At 56.4% G+C, this 19,936-nt stretch carries 16 protein-coding genes and 5 pseudogenes; 9 read left to right on the forward strand and 12 right to left on the reverse strand.

What is annotated here, in order from left to right; all coding sequences use genetic code 11:
- Window positions 1-106: 106 nt before the first annotated feature.
- The 4 genes from HU730_RS09010 to HU730_RS09025 all read right to left on the reverse strand — a co-directional run bounded on the left by HU730_RS09010 (window position 107) and on the right by HU730_RS09025 (window position 3,087).
- Complete coding sequence (locus HU730_RS09010) at window positions 107-1,405, reverse strand: hypothetical protein (RefSeq protein ID WP_186526934.1); 1,299 nt, start codon at window positions 1,403-1,405, stop codon at window positions 107-109.
- Window positions 1,402-1,998: a hypothetical protein gene (locus tag HU730_RS09015; protein ID WP_186526935.1), complete on the reverse strand. Its 597-nt coding sequence runs from the start codon at window positions 1,996-1,998 to the stop codon at window positions 1,402-1,404. Before HU730_RS09015 ends, HU730_RS09010 begins: the two co-directional genes overlap by 4 nt.
- Window positions 1,985-2,347, reverse strand: a complete 363-nt coding sequence (locus HU730_RS09020; protein ID WP_202883906.1) for a hypothetical protein — start codon at window positions 2,345-2,347, stop codon at window positions 1,985-1,987. Before HU730_RS09020 ends, HU730_RS09015 begins: the two co-directional genes overlap by 14 nt.
- Window positions 2,348-2,556: 209 nt before the next feature.
- The gene (locus tag HU730_RS09025) at window positions 2,557-3,087 is read right to left on the reverse strand and encodes a hypothetical protein (protein WP_202883907.1); all 531 of its coding nucleotides are present in this window, start codon (window positions 3,085-3,087) and stop codon (window positions 2,557-2,559) included.
- 530 nt (window positions 3,088-3,617) lie between these two features.
- Between HU730_RS09025 and HU730_RS09030 the strand changes: the two genes are divergently transcribed.
- Window positions 3,618-4,583 (forward strand): LysR family transcriptional regulator, encoded by a 966-nt coding sequence (locus HU730_RS09030; RefSeq protein WP_254914034.1) that lies wholly within the window; start codon window positions 3,618-3,620, stop codon window positions 4,581-4,583.
- Window positions 4,584-4,812: 229 nt separating this feature from the next.
- Here HU730_RS09030 and HU730_RS09035 read toward each other — a convergent pair.
- A pseudogene (locus HU730_RS09035) lies at window positions 4,813-5,163 on the reverse strand (IS3 family transposase); the annotation flags it as partial.
- Window positions 5,164-5,261: 98 nt separating this feature from the next.
- On the opposite strand from HU730_RS09035, the gene HU730_RS09040 reads away from it, so the two are divergent.
- From HU730_RS09040 to HU730_RS09050, 3 genes and pseudogenes are all read left to right on the forward strand, one after another.
- Window positions 5,262-5,594, forward strand: coding sequence for a transposase (locus HU730_RS09040; protein WP_003173944.1), 333 nt, complete (start codon window positions 5,262-5,264; stop codon window positions 5,592-5,594).
- Complete coding sequence (tnpB, locus tag HU730_RS26650; protein WP_003177794.1) at window positions 5,591-5,926, forward strand: IS66 family insertion sequence element accessory protein TnpB; 336 nt, start codon at window positions 5,591-5,593, stop codon at window positions 5,924-5,926. The genes HU730_RS09040 and tnpB overlap by 4 nt, the downstream gene beginning before the upstream one ends.
- An 81-nt stretch (window positions 5,927-6,007) precedes the next feature.
- A pseudogene (locus HU730_RS09050) lies at window positions 6,008-7,532 on the forward strand (IS66 family transposase).
- 17 nt (window positions 7,533-7,549) lie between these two features.
- Here HU730_RS09050 and HU730_RS09055 read toward each other — a convergent pair.
- Window positions 7,550-8,008, reverse strand: a complete 459-nt coding sequence (locus HU730_RS09055; protein ID WP_003429427.1) for a helix-turn-helix domain-containing protein — start codon at window positions 8,006-8,008, stop codon at window positions 7,550-7,552.
- 96 nt (window positions 8,009-8,104) lie between these two features.
- Between HU730_RS09055 and HU730_RS09060 the strand changes: the two genes are divergently transcribed.
- Window positions 8,105-9,052, forward strand: coding sequence for an aromatic alcohol reductase (locus HU730_RS09060; RefSeq protein ID WP_003173940.1), 948 nt, complete (start codon window positions 8,105-8,107; stop codon window positions 9,050-9,052).
- A 308-nt stretch (window positions 9,053-9,360) separates the two neighbouring features.
- Here the strand turns inward: HU730_RS09060 and HU730_RS09065 are convergent.
- The 3 genes and pseudogenes from HU730_RS09065 to HU730_RS26655 form a co-directional block, all read right to left on the reverse strand.
- A pseudogene (locus HU730_RS09065) lies at window positions 9,361-10,180 on the reverse strand (IS3 family transposase); the annotation flags it as partial.
- Between the two features lie 98 nt (window positions 10,181-10,278).
- Complete coding sequence (locus tag HU730_RS09070; protein WP_186526936.1) at window positions 10,279-10,770, reverse strand: OmpA family protein; 492 nt, start codon at window positions 10,768-10,770, stop codon at window positions 10,279-10,281.
- A gap of 61 nt (window positions 10,771-10,831) precedes the next feature.
- A pseudogene (locus HU730_RS26655) lies at window positions 10,832-11,035 on the reverse strand (diguanylate cyclase); the annotation flags it as partial.
- 10 nt (window positions 11,036-11,045) lie between these two features.
- On the opposite strand from HU730_RS26655, the pseudogene HU730_RS09080 reads away from it, so the two are divergent.
- The 3 genes and pseudogenes from HU730_RS09080 to HU730_RS09090 form a co-directional block, all read left to right on the forward strand.
- Window positions 11,046-12,402 (forward strand): annotated as a pseudogene (locus HU730_RS09080) (SulP family inorganic anion transporter); the annotation flags it as partial.
- Between the two features lie 439 nt (window positions 12,403-12,841).
- Window positions 12,842-13,099: a DUF1652 domain-containing protein gene (locus HU730_RS09085; protein WP_186526937.1), complete on the forward strand. Its 258-nt coding sequence runs from the start codon at window positions 12,842-12,844 to the stop codon at window positions 13,097-13,099.
- Window positions 13,100-14,016: 917 nt separating this feature from the next.
- Window positions 14,017-15,270, forward strand: a complete 1,254-nt coding sequence (locus HU730_RS09090) for a PrpF domain-containing protein (protein ID WP_186526938.1) — start codon at window positions 14,017-14,019, stop codon at window positions 15,268-15,270.
- A 146-nt stretch (window positions 15,271-15,416) separates the two neighbouring features.
- On the opposite strand, the gene HU730_RS09095 is transcribed toward HU730_RS09090, so the two are convergent.
- Window positions 15,417-16,037, reverse strand: coding sequence for a tyrosine-type recombinase/integrase (locus HU730_RS09095; protein ID WP_186526939.1), 621 nt, complete (start codon window positions 16,035-16,037; stop codon window positions 15,417-15,419).
- Window positions 16,038-16,240: 203 nt separating this feature from the next.
- Window positions 16,241-17,461: an FAD-dependent monooxygenase gene (locus HU730_RS09100; protein ID WP_137203668.1), complete on the reverse strand. Its 1,221-nt coding sequence runs from the start codon at window positions 17,459-17,461 to the stop codon at window positions 16,241-16,243.
- A gap of 102 nt (window positions 17,462-17,563) precedes the next feature.
- Between HU730_RS09100 and HU730_RS09105 the strand changes: the two genes are divergently transcribed.
- The gene (locus HU730_RS09105; RefSeq protein ID WP_235991933.1) at window positions 17,564-18,514 is read left to right on the forward strand and encodes a LysR family transcriptional regulator; all 951 of its coding nucleotides are present in this window, start codon (window positions 17,564-17,566) and stop codon (window positions 18,512-18,514) included.
- Between the two features lie 358 nt (window positions 18,515-18,872).
- On the opposite strand, the gene HU730_RS09110 is transcribed toward HU730_RS09105, so the two are convergent.
- The gene (locus HU730_RS09110; protein ID WP_043205926.1) at window positions 18,873-19,895 is read right to left on the reverse strand and encodes an AraC family transcriptional regulator; all 1,023 of its coding nucleotides are present in this window, start codon (window positions 19,893-19,895) and stop codon (window positions 18,873-18,875) included.
- Between the last annotated feature and the right edge of the window lie 41 nt (window positions 19,896-19,936).

Consider the following 19,936-nt stretch of genomic DNA (forward strand, 5'->3'; position numbering starts at 1 on the left):
CCCTGATGTACGCGCTGCGTCGCGGCCGTCGCATGTCGCAGCATGTGTCGACGCCACGACGCGCTTTCGGCCAGTCTCGGCCGAAAAGACGGCTCAAGGCGCTGGACTACTTCAACGCGCGCCAAGCGCGCCCGCCATGGAAGGTGCGTTCCAGCGTCGCAGCGAGCAGGCATATCTTCAGCGTCTGCGGGAGGATGCCGTCGCCGGGGTCGCTCGGCGCCCCCAGGATGATGGAGATCTGATCGGCGATCGCCTGCCAGACTACTTGCGGATGCGGCCCTAACAGGCGGGTGATGCCCATCCAAGTCCATGCCGCAGCCCAATCCAACCCACGATAGAGCACGATCATCGCGACTAGCGTTCCCAGACCGGTCGCACCGGCCAGGTGCACACTGTTCGCCGCCGCGCGATAGCGCGAAACCGTACCTGCCCAGAAATGCCCGGTGAAATCTCGAAACCATCCGGGCAGCTTGCCCCACAGGCCGATTGCGCCATCGACCTTGCCCGCCCATGCGCCCGGCGCTTTCAGCTCGGAATGCACATCGTAGCGGTAGATCAGTGCGGCTAAGGCCAGCCAGACCACCGGCAATAAGGCAGAAAAGAAGATACCGACCAAGGTCTCGGCGACCCCTACCGACGTCTGTTCCACCGGTCCTGGAATCGCCGCCTGCGCCACCCCGATCGGATGGCTGATGGCCTGCCACAGCTCCTTGACGATATCGGCGATACGCAGGCTGGCGAGCCAGCGGAACACGCCGCCCCGCCATTCGGTGATCACGTACATGCCGACGAATGTCCAGCCAGCTTCGCACAGCACGATGAGCAGGTTCCATGCCGGATGCGCGCTACGCGCATTCTGACGCCTGGCGCCGCGCCGGATGAGCCAGAGCAAGGCGACTGAAGCGACCAGCCACCAGCCACCAGCCACGTCGAACAGAAAGCCGCCGTACACCGGGTCCGAGGGATCGTACTGCCCCAGTCCCTCACGCGCGTAAGCGCGGATCGTATCTCCGAGAAATCCCCAGGCGGCGTAGTAGGCGAAGAACGGTACCAGCGCCTGGGAGACGATTACCGGAAGCCGTCGCCAGCCCAACGTACCCGCGTCGGGCTCCTGTTCCTGCGGTTCGGGCGTTGCCGTCCGCGACGCACTGACGATCGCCGGCAATGCCGGGCGCAGCGTCTCGAACATCAACACGATGATGACCAGCTTTACGAGCACGACCAGGGTCAATGACAGTAGGCCGGCAAGCCTGTTGTGATAGCCGAGCCACACCGCGCCCTGCACCAGCACTTCGTGGAGAGACGCCCCGGCCAGCGCCAGCGTCAGCAACTGCGGCAGGTAGCGGAACCAGAGGCAGAGCGTGTCGAGAATGAGAGCCAGCGCTCCGATGCGCATCTCCTTCATCGCTCTCCCCCTAGCGCAAAGCGCAGATAGGCCGGACGCCCTTCGCGGGTACTCAACGTCACCCGCAGGTCCGGCGGCAGCGGACGCGGCACCAGATAGTACGCGTCGACCACGACCTCACGTCCCGATTTGATATTGGACACGGCCAGGCTGCCGCAACGGGTACCCTTCGGCTCCCCCGGCTTGGCCATCATGCGTTGCAACAGGTCCGGCACCGTGTCGATTGCCGCCCAGGAGTGGCCTGCGGCGTCGACGATTTCCAGCCTGCAGTCCAACCATCGGCGCCCTAGATACGGATCGCGCAATTGGAAAAGCAGGCGCGTTCTGATAAACGTGCGGTCAGCCTGGAGCCCGGCCTTTAGTGGAAGAGGGTCGAGGCCGACAAGCCGCACACTGGCCCCGGCGTAGTCCGCATTTTGCGCCGGCGCGACATCGACCGGATGCAATTGGCGTGCGTGGAAAATTTCCCTCAGATCGCGCCAACCGGTCGCGACGACCGTGCAAGGTACCAGGAACACCAACGCAACGATCGCAAGCCAGCGCGTGCGCCGCTCGTGGATGCGCTGCGTGAGGTCGGATTCAGAGCTTGGCATGCAACGCATCCAGGTCGAGCAGGTCCGTCGCTGAACTGACCGGCATGGCCGGATAGCGGACCTGCACTTCGGCCGTTAGGCGTGGCTCACTTTGTTCCGACAGCAGCAGAGTGCCGCCGGCCGCTGCAAGCTCACTAGGCAGTTCGAACACCACCAGATCCTTGCGTTCCAGGCCAGGCTGCAGTGTCTTGGCCAACGACAACACCACAGATCCATCTTCAGCACGGCCACTTGCACGATAGCGGCGACCGTCGGCGGTCATCCAGGTTCGGCCGTATACATGCGCGGTCGCGCGCTCCACCCGAGATCGCACCGGGATCACCAGCCACAAGCCACCACTGGTTCGCAATTGCGTCTTCCCCATGGCGTTGAAGCGGATCGCCCGGGCAACACGAGCAGGCCCGGCCGCAACTACGAGATTGTCGGCGCTCACTCATTCGCCGGGCTTCCCGGGAAAAGCGATCGGGCCGGTGATATTGTCGTAACGCGGAATGGTCCAGCGCATTCCCGCGAGGGCTACTAAGCCGATCAGAAGGATGGCGACTCCCGCAAGCCGCTTCACAAATCACCTGCGGGCGCATCGGGCAGCGAAGCAGCCAGGGGCAGTTCGATCACCCCGACGGGATGCTGAGCGGTCCAGATCGGCTGCGCGTAGAGGTTGTCGAATGGCTTGAAATTCTTGGCCGCGACGTTAAAACGCACCCGTGCAGTCGCGTGTTCTGCCGCGGGGTACGTCCAGACCAAGGCGATCTGTTCCGGCAACCCTGGCTGCAATTCGGTGGTCGTTGCGCGATCGCGCAGCAGATAGGCCGTCGGCCGTGCATCGACGCCCGGGACCGGCGTCGCTAGCTTGATCGCCTGCAGAAACGAACTGCTGGTGCGAGCGGTCCGATTGGTCGCCTGCACGTCCAGCACGATCGCCTTGCGACCGAGCCGGGCAATGACGTCTCCATTCGGAAGGTGGTCGCTCAGGCTTACGCGGTCGAAGCGCAACGACCACTCGCCCACAACGATGTCCTGGCCTGCAGGCAGGTCCGGAGGAAGCGGCTTTTCCTTGACCTCGAACAGCCCGATTCCCCAACTTGCCACGATAGCGGCGATACCTCCGACACCGGCCGTCGCACGTCTCCGCCACTGTCCGAAGGAACCTTTTCGTGATCTTCCTCGCCGCCAGAGAGTTCACTCCAGGGAGATGCATCAAATTCAGCGCCGATAGAGTCGTTTTTATCAGGCTTACCAGGCACATCGCCAAAAAACACGCCGACAGTGACAGCCGGTTATGTTCTAACCCGATCCCGAGCGAAGATTACGCTGGTCGCAGGTCGAACACCCCCATGGTTCCGCACGTGATGATGGCGTCTGCTGCAACCCTTGCCTGAATCGCTCGGAGAGACCAAACTGCTTACTGTAGATGCTGGTAATTTGCATCTCTACTATGAGCGACCGGGAAGGTAGATATCGGCAGCCTTGACTTAAGCTGCACCCGGTCATTGCCATTTTTACTCCGTCGAGAGTGGCTTGCCATAAATGTGCGAGCATTCACTTTTGGCCTGCGACTAGCTGATTTAGCGTGTTATTCGGTAACTGGTTACATCGTTACTCTATTGAAAAGCAATTTTATGCAGATTCTGTCGATAGTTAAAATACTCCTTTTGTTGTGGGTTAATATAAAAAGGTATCAAATGATCGATTTGCGACTGATGCGCCAGTATGTTGCGGTAGCCGAAACGTTGAATTTTCGAAAGGCAGCGCTTCGCCTCAATATGTCTCAGCCGCCGTTGAGCTTGGCTATCAGAAGGCTGGAAGAGTTGCTCGGTGTCGAATTAATAGTGAGAAGTCCGCGTTCTACAAAGCTGACCCCTGCAGGTGAGGTATTTTTGGTGGAGTCGCGAAGAACCCTCGCGCAGGCTGAGCACGCGTGTGAGGCCGCTCGCCGCAGTGCTGCTGGAGCGGTCGGGTCAGTCCGCCTCGGCTTCGTCGACAGCACCCTCAGCAGCTTTCTGCCTGCTTTACTACGCAGCTTTCAGAGCACCAACCCTGGGGTTGATATTCAATTGATGGAGGCCACCCCACCAGAGCAAATAGAAGGTTTGCGTAATGACCAACTGGACATTGGTATTCTAGTCTTGCCCGTCAGGGATGCCGGTAATATTCGACTTGAACCATTGATTGAGGATCAAATGGTCGCGGTGTTACCGGAAAGTCATCATCTTGCTAAAATAGGGAGCCTGAGTTTGTCAGAACTTGCGGACGAGCCTTGGGTACTTTTCGCTCAACATCATGGGCCTGGTATGCATGCCGCGATATTGCAGGCGTGTGGAGAAGCTGGTTTTGCTCCACGTGTCATCCAGCATCCGCGTCAAATGCAAACTACCGCAGGCCTTGTGGCGGGAGAAATAGGCATTGCGCTGATGCCGCGACTGTATGCGCAAAGTCAGCCAGGAAGGCTTGTATGCCGCGAAATTACAGGGCCAGGCACTCCCGTGCCGTATATTCTGGCTTTAGCTTATCGCGAACTTTCACCCTGTGCTCAAGCGTTGCGTGAGAATGCACTCTTGATAAGTCAAGAACTTCGAAAACGATGAGTCGCCCCATAGGGATGCGAGGCTCACTTCTTTAGTGAGGGATTTTTCATGGTGTAGCGAGGGTTAACTTGTCGGTCCCAGTAGCAATAGTTGTTCATCCAAAACTACACAGGAAGCCTGAGATGGAGAGAGCAGCGGGGCCAAAAATGTTCAATGGGGGGGCGGGAGGTACGAAAAGGCTCCCGCGTGGGGAATGGCTTTGAAGAATGAGTGAATCGCCCCGGATTCTCTAGACACCTTGCAAGCTCATAGCGTAACGCTTTTCAAACCCTACCGGTGACAGCTGACTCTTGAAACCATGGCGGCGTTTTACGTTGTAGAACATCTCGATGTAATCGAACACATCACTCCGAGCATCTTCCCGCGTGGTGTAGATTTTTCGCTTGATCCGTTCCCGTTTCAGAAGCTGGAAAAAGCTCTCGGCCACGGCGTTGTCATGACAGTTGCCTCGGCGACTCATACTGGCAACCAAATTGTTTGCCTTTAAAAAGCTGCGCTAATCGGAACTGCTGTATTGGCCGCCTTGGTCGTAATGAACCATCACCTCTTGCTTCGGTTTACGCCTCCAAACCGCCGTAACCGTCCGAGCAACACATCTTCCTGATGCCATCGGTTAAGGCGATGGTGTCCACCTAAATTTAAGTGGACACCATTTTTAGCCTTTTTAAGCGGACGCCCATGCCACAAGAACGCCGTTCCTATTCCAAGTCCTTCAAGGCCCAGGTCATTACTGAGTGCGCCCATCCTGACACTTCAATTGCCAATGTCGCCTTGACCCACAACCTCAATGCAAACCTCGTCCATAAATGGATTCGGGTGCATGCGCAGAAAAACCTGGCACTGCAAACTGCCTTCATCCCGGTCAAAACTTCGCCGCCGGTGCCGATGCATCAGGCCCTTCCTGCCACGATCCGAATCGAAGTGCCGCATCCAAAAGGTGTAGTCGTGGTGAGTTGGCCAGCAGAAAATGCAGCGGCGTGTTCTGCTTTCCTACGAGACCTGCTGCGATGATCCGCGTCGATTCCATCTGGCTCGCCACCGAGCCCATGGACATGCGCGCCGGCACTGAAACCGCGCTCGCACGAGTCGTGGCGGTGTTCGGTGCGGCGAAGCCGCACTGTGCCTATCTGTTCGCCAACCGCCGCGCCAATCGAATGAAAGTGCTGGTGCATGACGGCGTGGGGATTTGGCTTGCCGCCCGGCGTTTGAATCAAGGACGCTTCTTCTGGCCGGGTGTGCGACACGGCTCCGAAGTTGAGTTGGATGCCGAGCAACTTCAGGCCCTGGTGCTCGGTTTACCTTGGCAGCGCGTCGGTGCAGGCGGAATCATCTCGATGCTTTAACATCTGCCATGGCGTGCTTGCCAGCGCAATTGGCCCATCAGTCTATCGTCGCCATCAGCCCTCTCTGGCAAAATCGGCGGCATGACTTTGCATCCAAATCTCGATCAATTAAACCCTGAACAACTGCGTGCCCTGGCGGCGCAGTTGATCCAGCGCGTCGAGACAATGGACAAGCAAATCACTCATCACAAGTCGGTCAACGAGAAACTGGCCCACGAGATCGCGCTGCTCAAACGCTTCAAGTTTGCCAAGCGCAGCGAGCAGTTGAGCCCGGATCAAGCCAGCCTGCTCGACGACTTGATCGATACGGATATCGCCGCTATCGAAGCCGAACTTGAGGCGCTGCAACCGGCACCTGTCGAAGCCAAAGTGCGCCAGCAACCCAAGCGCGCACCGCTGCCACCGCAGTTTCCTCGCACACTGATCCATCACGAACCGGACAACAGCCACTGCCAGTGCGGCTGCGCCCTCAAGCGCATCGGCGAAGACGCCAGCGAAAAGCTCGACTACACGCCCGGCGTATTCACCGTCGAGCGTCACATCCGTGGAAAGTGGGCCTGCGAGCAGTGTGAAACGCTAATCCAGGCGCCGGTACCGGCGCACGTCATCGACAAAGGCGTCCCGACCGCAGGCCTGCTGGCCCACATCATGGTGGCCAAGTTCGCCGACCATCTGCCGCTGTATCGCCAAGAGAAAATCTTCGGCCGCGCCGGGCTGCCCATCGCCCGTTCGACACTGGCGCAGTGGGTGGGTCAAACCGGCGTACAACTGCAACCGCTCGTGGAAGCACTGCGCGAGGCAGTGCTGGCCCAGCGAGTCGTCCATGCCGATGAAACACCCGTGCAGATGCTGGCACCGGGTGAAAAGAAAACGCACCGAGCGTATGTCTGGGCCTACTGCACGACACCATTCTCGGCACTGAAGGCGGTAGTCTACGACTTCAGCCCGAGCCGTGCTGGCGAACATGCGCGCAACTTCCTGGGGGAACGGCAAGCTGGTCTGCGATGGCTTCGCAGGCTACAAGGCCGGCTTCGAAGGGGGCATCACCGAAATCGGCTGCATGGCCCATGCTCGCCGCAAGTTCTTCGACCTGCATGTGGCGAACAAAAGCCAACTGGCCGAACAGGCGCTGCACTCAATCGGCGGCCTATACGAGGTTGAACGAAAGGCCAAAGAGATGAGCGATGAAGATCGCTGGCGATTACGTCAAGAAATGGCGATTCCTATCGCGGAGAAGTTGCATGAGTGGATGCTGGCTCAGCGCGAACTTGTGCCCGAGGGCTCGGCCACAGCCAAGGCTCTGGATTACAGCCTGAAACGCTGGGTAGCGCTGACGCGCTACCTCAATGATGGTGCTGTGCCCATCGACAACAATCGGGTCGAAAATACGATCCGGCCTTGGGCCCTTGGCCGTTCGAATTGGCTCTTCGCCGGATCACTGCGCAGCGGTAAACGAGCGGCGGCAATTATGAGCTTGATTCAATCGGCACGCATGAATGGGCATGATCCGTTCGCGTATCTCAAGGATGTACTGACGCGGTTGCCGACACAGAGGGCCAGTGCAATTGACCAATTACTACCGCATCAATGGGCACAGGGCTCCTAACACGCTATGAGCTACATTCAGTCCGACGCGTCTGAATCTAATGGTGTCGATGGAGGTATTTGCCATGCGGGTTTTTTGTCATCCTGACTGTCGAAAATACGCCGCGCCTTGCGGAAATCCTCAACGTTCTCGACAACCCAAGTCCAGATAGGTGACATGCGGATCAACAGTCCCATACCCAGCGGCGTCAGCTCATACTCGACACGTGGCGGAATCTCACCGAACTCCCGCCGAACCACTAGCCCATCCCGCTCCATGGAGCGTAGCGTCTTGGTTAACATCCGCTGAGTCACCCCAGTCATCTGCCTTTTTATTTCGGCATGGCGCATCGTGCCGTAAACCCCCAGGGCATGCAGAATACCTAACGACCAGCGGCTACCTGCGTGAGCAAGCACTTCTCGTCTGACGCCATCATCGTCTTCTCTAAGCGTTCGGCAAATTGTTTCTGCCTGGCTGAGAGCCTCCTGATCGGTCATTTCATTCTCTGGTATCACAGGTGTGCCTTCTTACGAACGTTGCCTAATCGTGCAAGCATTTGTTCATCTTACAGGCAACAGGTCTCAGGAGAAATCATGACCGAAGTGACCCAGCTTTCCCCCCAATCCATTCTCGTTCTAGGCGCCGGTGAGCTTGGGCTGCCGGTTCTGCGCAATCTTGCGCGAGTAGCAAAGCGCGCGCCCGGCTCCACAATCAGCGTCCTGCTCAGGGATTCGACCATCAACACTCAGGTGCCCGAGAAAAAGGTCGAAATCGATGAGCTTCGAGATCTTGGCATCCAGATGGTGGCCGCAGATCTCGTGAATAATTCAATCGATCAGTTGGCTGAAGTGTTCGCACGGTTCGATACCGTAATAGGCTGCGCAGGCATGGTTGCAGGCCGGGAAACCCCGATGAAGCTGGCTACAGCAGCTCTCAAGTCCGGTGTGAAGCGCTACTTTCCTTGGCAGTTTGGTGTCGACTTCGAGGTAATCGGTCGGGGCAGTCCTCAAGATCTGTTCGATGCTCAACTTGATGTACGCGAATTGCTTCGCGCCCAGGATAAAACTGAATGGGTAATCATCTCGACGGGTATGTTCACCAGCTTTCTATTCGAGCCAGTATTCGAGGTGGTTGACTTCGAAAACGATACCGTGAACGCGCTAGGCAGTCTTGAGACCAGCGTGACGCTCACGACTCCAGAAGACATTGGTGCGTTGACAGCGGAAATTGTTTTCTTCGAACCTCGCTTCCGCGATCAGATTGTGTACCTCTCGGGAGATACAGTGACGTACGGAGAGGTTGCGAGCCTCCTCGAACGTGTACTGGGTCGCCCGTTCAAACGTAACGTGTGGACTGTTCCGTACTTGCTCCAAGAATTGGAGAGAGACCCAACGCATCACATCAAGAAGTACCGCGCTGTGTTCGCCCAGGGCAGAGGCGTGGCCTGGCCTAAAGCAGGCACTTTCAACGCGCAGCAGTCGACTCAAGTCACGACCGCTGAGGAGTGGGCCCGTGCAAATCTGGCAACCTCATCAGCATAAGGGCAGTAGCTGCACGAACGTTCTCGCGCTCGGAGTTGACCTGCTAAAAAGCTCCTCAGTCTGATAATGGGCGCTGATAACCGAAGCTAAGGCGCGGAGAATGGGTCTGGTAATCCAAGACGACCGAATCTTTATCTTATCCGCACCATCTGCCGAGGTCTGAGGCGTCCCACTTCACTATCTATTGATTTTTCTAAGCGCGAATTCCGAACCACGGTGACTTAACCAAGCGCTTACTAAAGCCTTGCAAATGAGCGTGGTTTTGAGGAGCACGGGGGAGAATGGTGTGGTCAAGGTGTGTCTGCCGGACGCTTACAAACCGCCATCAATAACGCATCAATAGCCAAATCACTGGTCATCTGCGACTTCATTGACCAGCCAACGACCTGCCGAGAAAACAGATCCAGTACCACCGCCAAATACAACCAGCCTTCATACGTACGAATGTACGTGATGTCGGTTACCCAAACCTTGTTGGGTTCCACAACATCGAACTGGCGCTTCAGCAAATTGGGTGAGACGACCGCTGGCTTACCGCCGTACTTTCCAGGGCCGCGTCGATAACCTGTCTGAGAACGCAGACCTTCAATACGCATCAGCCTCGCCACACGATGACGACCACAATCCTCACCGACCTCGCGCAGATCGTCGTGGATTTTGCGATAGCCATAAACGCCGCCGCTCTCCAGCCAGGAATGCTTGATCAAACCCAGCAGTCGCTGGTCGTCTTTGGCGCGTACAGATTGCGGCTCAGACAGCCAGGCGTAATAACCGCTGGGATGGACTTTCAGCGTCAGGCAAAGCCGTCGAATCGAATAGTCGCGTGCGCGCTGCTTGATAAAGGCGTACTTCAGCCGCACTCCTTGGCAAAGTACGCGGCGGCCTTTTTAACATGTCTCGCTCTTCAGTAACGCGCTTGAGTTCCGCTCGCAGACGACGTAGCTCAGCGTGCTGATCATCATCCTGCTGCCGTTCCTCTTGAGGTTTGCTGTAGCGCTTTATCCAGGCATAGAGGCTATGCGTCGACACGCCGAGACGGGCCGCTACCTCAGCGACAGGCAGCTTCTTTTCGGTCACTTGATTGACTGCTTGGATTTTGAATTCTTCAGGATAACGCGGGTTGCTCATGGCCCCCCCTAATTGGCCTCATTTTAAGGCATGGAGGTGTCTACGAAACCCGGGGCGATTCACGGTGTTCGCAGCGATGTTGGTATTCGGTACCGCGGTCAACCCGCGATAACTACTATTGACACTCTCCTATTCTCCGTACGCCCTGCCACCGTAGTGTTCGGTGCCACCGGTTCGGTGCTACCCAGCCCTCGCATTTGAATATTTTCTTTTGTCATACCTACACTGATTAGGATATTGCTGACGCTTTCGGCTCGTCGAAGGGACAGTTGCTGATTGTAGGTCTCTGTTCCCGAGGCGTCGGTGTGGCCGTCGATACGCAAGCGTTCGATCCCTACATCTATAAGCGCCCTGCCGATACGTTTAACGATATCGGTGCTGGGCTGGTTAAGGGTTTCAACGTCGCTGCCAAACAATACTTTGCCCGATAGGCCGAAGGTCCAGCCATCAGCCGTCAGCTCAAAACCTTGCTGTTTGAGAGCAGCCACTTGCGTTGGCGTCAGGCCTTTGCTCGCGATCGTCTGGCAGCCGCTCACGGCCAGAAGAGCTAACACTAACGTGATTAACACAAAACGTCCGATTGAGAACAAGGGATTAACTCCTATGGGGAACATTAAATGCGATAGACACGGCTGTTGATATATCGCCGATATTGACGGCGTTAAGCAACGCACCGGGAGTGGCGCTATGCTCTGAATATAGAGCAATACCGATATTGAGTGAGGAAATTATCTGCGGGATGCCGAGAAGTTCGATAGGGGCGTCTATACATGCGACGACCTTGTCGGCAATGTACTGCGCGTTATGCAAAGGCGTCAGCAAGATAGCGAACTCATCGCCGCCTAAGCGCGCCATGTAGATCACGTTCTCCATCTTTACCGGAGTTGACCCCAAGGTTGACCTGTATTCCTCCTTCTGCAGCCGTACCATTATTGCCTTGGTAGACGGACGTCCTGCAATGATCTTGGTAGCCACTGGCGCCATAGCGTTATTGATGATGAATCTGGTCAAGGATCATGGTCTTCAATATTTGTTGGTCGCCGCGCTACTCTGCAGCGTATTGCAGATCATCGCTGGTTACTTGCGCTTAGGGGAGTTAATGCGTTTCTAATCACGCTCGGTCGTGGCCTGATTCATTAAGACGCTCGCGCTCCTCATTTTTATAGCACATTTGCCAGAGATCACTGGCGTCAACTGGCCGGTCTACACAGTGACTGCCGGGGATAGGCAATAATCTATCTGTTCCCACGCTTACCGATGCTGGGTAAGCGGCTCCTTCACCACTGGTTTGCATTTTGATGCTCACCGCTATTTCGGCTTCTATGGGACTTCAAATCCGTACCGTTGGGGATATGGGTGCAAAGCCTGATAGCTTGCCGATGTTCATATTGCCTGAGGTGCCGCGGCCCCTGAGTACTCTACTTATCGTGCTTCATTACGCCGTTGCGTTGGCCATAGTGGGATTGCTGGAGTCGATGATGATTGCGACCATCGTCGATACCTGAGCGACACGTTCAGCGATAAGAGCTGTGAGTGCAAAGGTCAAGGTTCGCGAGCGGACTCATTGGCGGTATGGCGGGCTATGCATATCGGTCAGTCGATGATGAACGTGAACTCTGGTGGTCGAACTCGCTTGCCGACGCTGATCGCAGGGGTAGTGCCACTGATCATGATGATCTTCTTAGGTGATTGGCTGGCCCGCATATCGACGGCCGCCCTGGTCGCTGGGATGATCATGGTGTCATCAGTACGTTCAGTCCGAATTCCATTCGCAACCTCGATGAGTACTCGCTCTCTACGAACATTGTGATGGCGTTCATGGTCGTCGCTAACCATAGCCTCGCTTATGGCGCAGTAGCGCGTACCTTGCTAGCGGCCAGTTCTTCGCTAACAAAATTGCGCACTACTTGAACATCGCCTTGAAATATGATCCTAAACATGGTCGCGGTACGTGCTTCTTGGTCGGACAGGTGTTCTTTGGTTGAGCATATCAATTCACTAATGCCGTCAACCTCAATGAGAAACCTGAGACCCTCACGATAGACCTACGTGAGGCTCACTTCTGGGACATCACGGGAATCGCAGTGCTGGATAAGGTCGTGGTCAAGCTTCGTCGTGAGGGGGGCTGGTCGATGTTATCGGTATGGGCCGGGCAACCCACTCGTGATCGATTCGGTGTTCACGATAAGGCAGATGGCATCGACGTGCTGATCAGCCACTGATCGAATTTACCTAGCCCTCTACTGCCAGAACTGGTGCAAAGCCCTGCTAGTGATTGCGGTTTTGGAGCCGTTGTGTCTGTGGGAATGAAGGCGTCAAGGTGTCTCCACCGGACGCTTACTGAATGTCAGAGGTCATGCGCTTCTCTCTGAATGGGCTCATGGGGTCTACACACTTCTTGGGCGCGATGCTCTAGAGCGCGGTTCTGATCTCACCAAAGGCCCTTGTTCAGGAGGTCATCTGCTTAAACCGAGAGATCCCCCCGCTTAGTGTGCCCTGCGTTCTCGCCGACCGTCTCCAGCGCGTCGCCCACATTGCCGCGTGTAGCGTCTAGGAGGAAACTGAACAATTCTGGACGAGCCATGTAGACGGTGCTGCCTTGAGGCATTCTCTCTATCTGGCAGCACTGCCAATACGAAGTCCAACATGGAGTATGGTCCGATGATTTCGGCTTTTGAATTGCGCCGTATCCTTGAAACAGCCTTTTTACCCACTCTGTGCACTTGCAAAGTCGGCTGCGGATACATTCTTTGCCTTCAACTGGCCAACGACATTACGCACCAAGTGGAATTGACGGTGACTGGTATCGACGCGCGTACCCTGAGTTCGAATCCGGCGATTGCGAAGCTGGTTGCGGAGATAAAAGAGGAAGTGATGTTGCGAGGCCGCTGGCTAGATAAATTGTCCAGCCGGGGTTAAGCGAAAATAAAAGACCGTAATGTGGACCGCGTGCTCAAAGATATTTGGTGAACAATTAGGATGCTACAGCAAGAGTTCTTCAGCTTTTCTCTCTCCTGGACATATCGATCTCAAATATAAGCTCCTCCGCAAGCCTATAAACGCTTGAGCCGTCTTCAAGATCGGCCAGGTTGATGCCTGTCGTGCAAAACATTGAGCCATGCTCTGGTTGCCTGACGAAAACGGTAGCTATCCATCCATTGATCAAAACGCAATCTACCTGCTGCCCAGGCAGGCTTCGTTCTAGTTTTTCAATCAGCGAATTTTTTTTCCAGCAGTGCATGACAGCGTACTAGCTTAGCGGTGATGCAGGGTTGACAGCCAGGCATCAAAAAAGTGCCCAGATTTTATTACTCTTGATCTGAACTCTCAAGCGCGTTTCGATCCTGCTATCGCAGTTCCTCGAGTGCCAAACGATAGGCTTTGAACCAGCCGAGTATGGTCCATCCTGCGAGTAAGTTTAGAGCGAGGAGCGTGGGGTAACCACCACGGCTGACTGGCAATGCGAGCCATGTATCAGGTGTCTTGCTCATCACGATGCTTCCGTAGCAGGAATAACGATTGCAGATAGACCAATAGCCAGGTCGTGTTGAATGCCGCTCTGCCAAGCGCTGAGCCTATAGTACCGTCAAGCAACGCTGGCCCGCCGATGGTCAACGCGCCGAGTAGTATGGGATTTGAACTGAGAGCGAACTAGTATGGATACTTGTTGCGCCGTGTCGCAATTGCCAGTGAAAACATCAGTTGCCTAGGAGTTGGCAAGCAATAGCTGGTGCCCAGACTATCATTAGTACGTGGCGGAACTCACGGCCAGCGCCAGCAGGGGATCCGTGTAGGAGCCTATCTAAGGGCTCCCTCAATTATTTGTGGAGTTGTAGATGTTCAAACCACCTATGTTTCCCGTCTCCCAAAATGGCTTTAGCTCTCGGATGCATGCTGGCGTGATGGAGTTGCCAGTGCATTACATGAGAGGTGGCACTTCGACAGGTGTAGTGATTTGGGAGCCTTTGCTGCCACGTGACAAATTGTTGCGAGCAGAGCTGTTGCGCCACCTCATGGGAGTTCCTCTTGCAGGACATCTGCCTGGGAATCGTCAGATAACCGGGCTCGGAAGGGGGCCAGCAACCAGTAACAAAGTGTTTTTGGCTCGGGTTGAGGATACTCCGACGGGACGCCAGATCGTCAGTACGCTCGCCCAGTTGGCTAGTGATCATAGCGATATAGACTGGAGCGTGAATTGCGGCAATATGTCTTCTGCTCTGCTGCTATGGGCTATTGACGCTGGGCTGATAGAGGCGCCTGCAACTGGAAGCTTTGAGGCCCAAATAAAGAACACCAACACAGGCGTCCTCACTGTTGCGCGCATGTCACGCAATGTCCTAGGCCGATTTGTGAACGCCGAGATTCCAGGCGTTCCAGGAGCTTTTCCCCGCGTTGATTTGTTTCTTCAATCTCCGGTGGGCAACAAGACCGGCACTCTTTTGCCTACAGGCCAAGTCGTTGACATCGTCGCCGGGCACAAGGTCTCGTGTGTGGATGTCGCTGTGCCTATGGTGATAGCTGATGCGGCTAGCTTTGGCAAAACGGGCCATGAGGCGATTTCAGAACTTGAGGCTGACACCCTGTTTATGGCCAGGCTACGGCGAGTCTGGATTGAGGCTGGCCTCAAGATGCAGCTTCGTGGCCGGGATGGCGAGCTGATGAGCGTTTCGGAGTTGGAACGTAGCGAAACCATTCCCAAAGTGTGCATCGTGGGCACCCCGCGTCACGGGGGCCATATTGCGGTGCGGTATTTCACGCCTCAGACAGGCCACGCTTCGATGGCTGTTTCTGGCGGCTGCTGTCTTGCAGCCGCTTGCTTGCTTCCGGGGACGACCGCGCATGATGTGGCTGTTGGTGTGAGCTGCCCATTGGGTGCGTATTCGGATATCGAAGTGAGTATCGAGAACCCAGCTGGCAAATTGGATACTACTGTCAGTGTAAGCACTGATGGCGACACTATCGATGTTCGGGCAGCTGCGTATAGACGGAGTGCACAAATCCTGATGCGCGGCTATGTTCCCATCTCTAGCGCATCTGCGCAGCTAATTGATGCCATGGCGGTTGCGGCAGCGGAGTCGGCGCGCGATTGAGTCTCATCAGGTAACTCCTTTAGAGGCCGTCTCAGCCAACTTGCGACAGACGCATCTGTGCTGAGATGGATGCGGTGTGACTCGCTATCAAATGGCTGCTTCTGGCCGGTTCGCGACGGTCTGACTTCGACCGTCGCTATACATGGTCAAACCTCAGTCTGTTCCGCCATTTCCAGGGCGTCATCGACCTCAATCCCCAGGTATCGCACAGTGCTCTCCAGTTTTGTATGTCCGAGCAGCAACTGAACCGCCCGCAGGTTCTTCGTCCTGCGATAGATCAGTGATGCTTTCGCACGTCTCATTGTGTGTGTGCCATACATCGCAGGATCAAGGCCTACGGCTTTAACCCAGCCTTTGACGATACGAGCGTATTGACGAGTAGATAGATGGTCTGAAGTATGCAGCCGGCTAGGAAAAAGGCAGTCCTCGCTGTGTAGCTGGGCCCGGTGTATCCAGGCCGCGAGAGCAGACCGTGTTTGCTCAGTGATCTCAAACTGCACAGGCCGCTGCGTTTTCTGCTGCATCACCATGGCTCGTGATGATACGTGCTCGCCATGAGCGACATCGCGCACGCGGAGCTTGGTTAAGTCGCAGGCTCGAAGCTTGCTGTCGATGGCCAGATCGAAGAGAGCCAGATCTCGGGTTCTTTCCGCAATTTGAAGCCTTACTCGGATGGCCCAGATATCGCTCAGTCGGAGTGGGGTTTTCTGCCCGACCAGTTTTCCTTTGTTCCAGGGCTGACGGCTGCAGGTAGCGATGATGTTCACGACAAGTCCTCCACGTGGTGAAGGACAAGGATGACTAATCAGAGCAACGGTCGCTAACCGGCCAGAAGCCGACATATGAAGAGCATCAGTGTGAGCTGCCAGACTTGGCGCTCCAGCGCGGCGGGCAATGTCATGGGCCACGGTTTACAGTGAGGCGTCTCGGGGCCGGAGACGCCATGCGGTGTCCAGATTGCCACAGTCTTTCAGAGGCGGTACAGACTGCCGAAGTCAGCGCCATCCATCGGCGTGCTGTCCATGCAGCCCGTCATCGGCAAACCCTGTGACCATCCTGTCGCCAAGGCCTGCACGTCACGCAAGGGATCGGACGCCTTGGCGCGTTCATTGCGAATGCGGCAGGTTTCAGGATCAGTGGCAAACAGACCTCGAGCGAAGACTCGACCCTGCTCGGCCAGCTTGGCGGTCTTCGGCCCGCGGATCTCCGCGAAGCGCTGCAAGGCTTCATCAAGGCCGTTCGTTCCTTCCAGGCATCTAGCAAGGTGCCAAGCGTCTTCCAACGCCTGACAAGCGCCCTGGCCCGATGTCGGCAACGGCGCGTGCGCCGCATCTCCCACAAGCAGCACATTAGCCCGGCTCCACGCATGCAGCGGCTCCAAGTCGTGCACGGCAATCATTCGGATGGCGTGCGTCGGCGTTGCCTGGATGATACGGGCGATAGGCTCCGGCCATCCCGCGAACAGATCCTCGATCTCCTTGCGCATATCGGCTGCGGGCGTCGGCCCTGACAATGGCCGCGCCTGCGCCGCTGCCCAGTAGACCAACTCCGGCCGGACCGGCACGCAACCGAAGCGATTGCCCGAACCCCAATAGTCCTGAATCGCTATATCGCTCACCAACGCACTTTCCCCCTGCGCCACACCTATCCAGTTCACAAATCCCTGATAAACCGGCGTGTTATCCCCCGCAACGAACTCGCGTGCCACCGACCCCATACGGCCATCGGCGCCGATAAGCAGATCTGGACGGATACTCACCCCGTTCTGGAAGCGCGCCACCGCTTTGCCATTAGCCTCCAGATCTATCCCCACCGCCCGATGCCCGAACTCCACCGGGATTCCGCTCTGTGCCGCATGCTTCAGCAGCACGGCCTGCAAGTCCCTCCGCAAAATGGTATGAGTCGGATATCCCATTGTCTCGTCCAGCAGCGCGATATCTATGCCCCCCAACGAATTGCCCGCAGCGTCCTGGCGGCGCACTACCACTGGCCGGCCACCCGCTGCCGCGATGTCTTGGAGGAGGTCCAGTTCCTCCAGCACAAAGCCAGCGTTGGGCCAAAGCGTCACGCCAGCCCCCATGGTCGCTGGCCCCGCCCGGCGCTCATATACCCGGGGACTGTGTCCCCGCTTGCGCAAGGCAAGCGCCATGCTCAACCCCGCAATTCCGCCGCCAAGTATTCCGATTTCCACGCTGGATCTCCTATTCAATCCGCCCCAACGCGCCATCGGCGACAACCCATCGGACGAGACAGCATCTTAGATTCCGTCAATGGGGAGAACTATTATGTAAAAATGGGCGACTTTAATACCTTAATCGGGATAATCATGCGCAATGCCCTCGACCTGAACACCGTCCGTGTATACGTGGCGGTCGTCGATGCACAAAGCTTTGCCGGCGCGGCGCGCCTGCTGTCCCTGCCATCTTCTAACGTCAGCCGCCACGTCGCCTCGCTGGAACGCAGATTGGGCGTTCGCTTGCTGGAGCGAAGTACTCGCCACCTGCGCATGACTGAAGCCGGCAGACTTCTCTACGAACGTGCAAAACCTTTGCTCGACTCCTTGCTCTCCACTGAGGAAGAACTTGGCGCGGTGCAGCGTGAACTGCGGGGGCCCTTGAGGATGTGCATGCCAGGCGAAGCGCCAAGGCTACTGGCCCCTATCCTGGCCGAATTCTGTAGCCTCCATCCCGGCGTCGAATTGGAGTGCGACACACGCCTGACCGGTTTAGAAGCGCTCCGGGAAGACGTGGACCTCTCTATCGTCTTCCATCGTGGGCGCCAGGATGACAGCACCATCATCACCCGCGAACTCGCTACGCTACCCAGCATTGTGGTCGCGGCTCCCGCTCTGTTAGCCAAAACGGGAACTCCGCGACAAGTGCGCGAACTAGAGTCCTTGCCGTGCATTACTACACTGAGCGCATTGAAGGGCCAGCCCTGGCTGTTTCTCGACGGCACAGGCGAAATCGTGAAGGTGTCTGTGCGTAGTCGCTATCGTGTCAACAGCGGAGAGCTTGCGTTGGCGGGCGCGCGGCAAGGCATCGGTTTCGCGATAGTGGCAGCCTATCCATGCCAGGAAGATCTTGCCGCGGGCCGATTGCGGGAAGTGTCGCTGGACCTTCGCGCTGCGCCGCTGCAATTGCTTGGCGCGTACAGCCACCGCCATTCCGTGACCGCGCGGGTTCGGGCGTTGCTGGAATTTATACAGCTGCGGTTGGAACGAGTTGGGAGCGGCTCAAGATGAAAGTCGTAATGAGGGCAGCGTCCGAACGGCCGAGGTCCTACCCCGGGTCGTTTTCTGCCTTTCCTGTATGACTGCAATTGGCCGATAGCTGCCGGTGACGACTGGCAGTCATCGGCCAAAAGCATCCGGTCAGTCTGGTCCTAGCTGAGGAAGCTGACGCTTGGATCTGTCTATACAGCCATGGGCAGTTCATTATTTTGAGGGGGCCGAGCTTAAGTTTTGTGCAGCGGTGTGCCCAAAAGGTACTTTCAGCGGTTGGTATACCAATAGTTTATAAAACCAAAGTCTTCAACAAAATCGGTCAGAAGTGGGTATTCACTCTCGTGAAAGCGCTCTGGGGTGTTTACAGTTCGTCTGTCTAATAATTACCAAAGTTATTTTTTTGCTGTGAAAACTGACTTGGCGATATGCCATGCCAGCGCTTGAATGCCTGGGAGAAACTTGACAGGTCGCTGAAACCTAAGCGTTCAGCGATCTCAGTCAGGTTGTGACCGTCCTTTAGCAGATTGATGGCGTTGCGACTGCGGACGTCGGCGAGCAGTTTTCGGAATGTTGTCCCTTCCTCTTTTAATCTGCGTTTGAGTGTGCGCGGGCTCACATGTAGTAGTTCGGAAATGCTGGATAGATCGGGCATGCCATTATCCGGGGTGTTCAGGTAGTGCTGCACCAATGCCGTCATCCCGGCGTGTGCGATGCGACGTTGCATCAGTTGCGTGCACATCTGTTCGCACATCGAAACAGTCACCGCGTTGGCTTGAGGTAAAGGGAGACTGAGAAAAGAGCGATTAAAGGCCAAGCTGTTGCTATTAGCCGCGTACGAAGGGGCACACCCCAGCACTTTCACATTGTCAGGGATAGGCGGCGGCTGCTTGCTCAGGCAGAAGCGTGATAACGAGAAGTCATTGCCGCCCAGTTCCTTTAGCAACAGCGCAGCCGCTGACATGTCGCGGGTCAATAGAAATTCGCGTAGGTCCGGTGCTAATCCTAGAACGGCAAAGGTCAGCACTCCTTCATCGCCTTGTTCCTCATAGGCGACCACCGTGAACGCGTAGGTCAACGGCAAAAAGCGCAGCGCCAGGGCCAGCGCATCGCCGACGGTTGCACTGCTAATCAGACCGTAACCGAATAGGCCGTAGGTCGAGAAGTGATAGCGCGTGCCGACTTCGAAACCTAGCCCCGCAGCATGGCCTGATAAACGCAACAGGTTTTCGGCAACGCGCAGCTCCTGGTCGGCAGTTAACTCCAAATTCGGATCGGTCAATTGAGCCAACGTCAGTCCCGAGCCGAGCAAAATCTTTTCAGCCCGAAAACCTTTTTCATCGCCGAACTCAACCATCAGCAAGGTACTGGTCGGACCCCGAAGAAAATTCCTAAAGCTCATACCGAGGTGCCTTCGATGAAAACATTGGCCCAAATAATAAA

It is taken from the genome of Pseudomonas sp. SWRI22, from assembly GCF_014268395.2.
GTDB lineage: Bacteria > Pseudomonadota > Gammaproteobacteria > Pseudomonadales > Pseudomonadaceae > Aquipseudomonas > Aquipseudomonas paracarnis.